This is a genomic window from Atribacterota bacterium, from assembly GCA_028703475.1.
Classification (GTDB): Bacteria; Atribacterota; Phoenicimicrobiia; order Phoenicimicrobiales; family Stramentimicrobiaceae; genus JAQVMU01.
Map to the genome: position 1 here is coordinate 6109 of JAQVMU010000061.1, position 1296 is coordinate 7404.

The window sequence follows — 1296 nt, forward strand, 5'->3', positions numbered from 1 at the left end:
TTAATTTATTCAAAATTTCTCAAAAATTTTATAAACAAGATATTGTATTTTAAAAAATAATCTTTGGAGGTTAAAAATGAAATATTTAAGGTTATTTCTATCTTTTATTGTTCTTTTCCTGATTATAACAACTATATCTGCTTTTGCTGCTGATATTCCTGAACATTCATTTATTCGCCCATTTCCTGGATCAGTGTTAGCTGAAAATATGTCAAAATATACTAACTTTGATTCATATAAATTTTATGTCACAAATGAACAGACCCAAAAGAGGGAAGAGGTAGAGATTAAGGGTAAAAAATGGCAATTGTTATATGAAGTTCGCACACCATCCGGGGAAAGAGTAAGAAACATATCTAAATTGGAGTTTTTTGAAAATTATAAAGCTGCTGCTCTGGAGAGAGGCGGCAAGGTCGTCTTTGAGGACCAGGGACAGATGGTTCTGACCATACCCAGGGAAGATGGAGGAATTACCTGGTGCCGGGTTAGTGGTAATGCCGGCTTAGGCCAGCAGGAATTGGTTATTATAGATGAAGAAGGTTTTAAAAAATCCCTCACTTTTGGTCCTGTTGAGTTAAAAGAAGCTCTGGACAGTGAAGGCAGGGTAATACTCTATGATATCCTGTTTGACTATGATAAGGCTACCTTAAAACAGGAATCTGATAAACAGTTGCAATATATAGTTACATTATTATTACAGAATCCTGAGTTGAAGGTCGAGATACAAGGTCATACCGATGATGAAGGAGAAGAAGCTTATAATTTAACTTTATCAGATAAAAGGGCAAATACTGTGCTCCAATATCTACAATTATTCGGAATTGGTTCAGAAAGACTTCTATCCAAAGGATATGGTGAATCCCAGCCGGTTGCTACCAATGACACTGAAGAAGGCAGGGCAAAGAATCGTCGGGTAGAATTGGTCAAGATGTAGATAAAAAACAGTAAAAACAAAAGCCTCTCAATATCACACTGAGAGGCTTTTGTAAGAAAAATTGGGACTATGTGTTATCTGAAGATGATCAATGGGAAACATTCAAATGAGTATGTTATCATAATGGTAGAAAATTATTCTTACAACTGTTAAATCATTATTTATATCAATAAATTTCAATAAAATAAGGGAATAAAATGGGGAAAGAAGGAATGCAGAAATTAGCAAAAAAGATACGAGGATTTTCACTGATTGTTTTATCAGTTATAGCTGTACTGCTTTTTATTTTCTCGTTATTATCCGGTGCAGAAAGTTTTGGAGAGGGAGCTAAAGGAATTATCAATAATTTTCCCAACACCATA

1 protein-coding gene is annotated in these 1296 nt (G+C 34.3%); it reads left to right on the plus strand.

Features of this window, described 5'->3' with window-relative positions; all coding sequences use genetic code 11:
• The first annotated feature begins 76 nt into the window (after positions 1–76).
• Positions 77–934 carry an OmpA family protein gene (locus PHQ99_06680; protein ID MDD4289256.1) on the plus strand — a complete coding sequence of 286 codons (858 nt, stop codon included), beginning with the start codon at positions 77–79 and terminating at the stop codon, positions 932–934.
• Positions 935–1296 lie beyond the last annotated feature (362 nt).

Bases quoted from the DNA above. Each gene is read 5' to 3' on its own strand.
- PHQ99_06680 (MDD4289256.1), top strand. From the start codon at position 77: ATGAAATATTTAAGGTTATTTCTATCTTTTATTGTTCTTTTCCTGATT.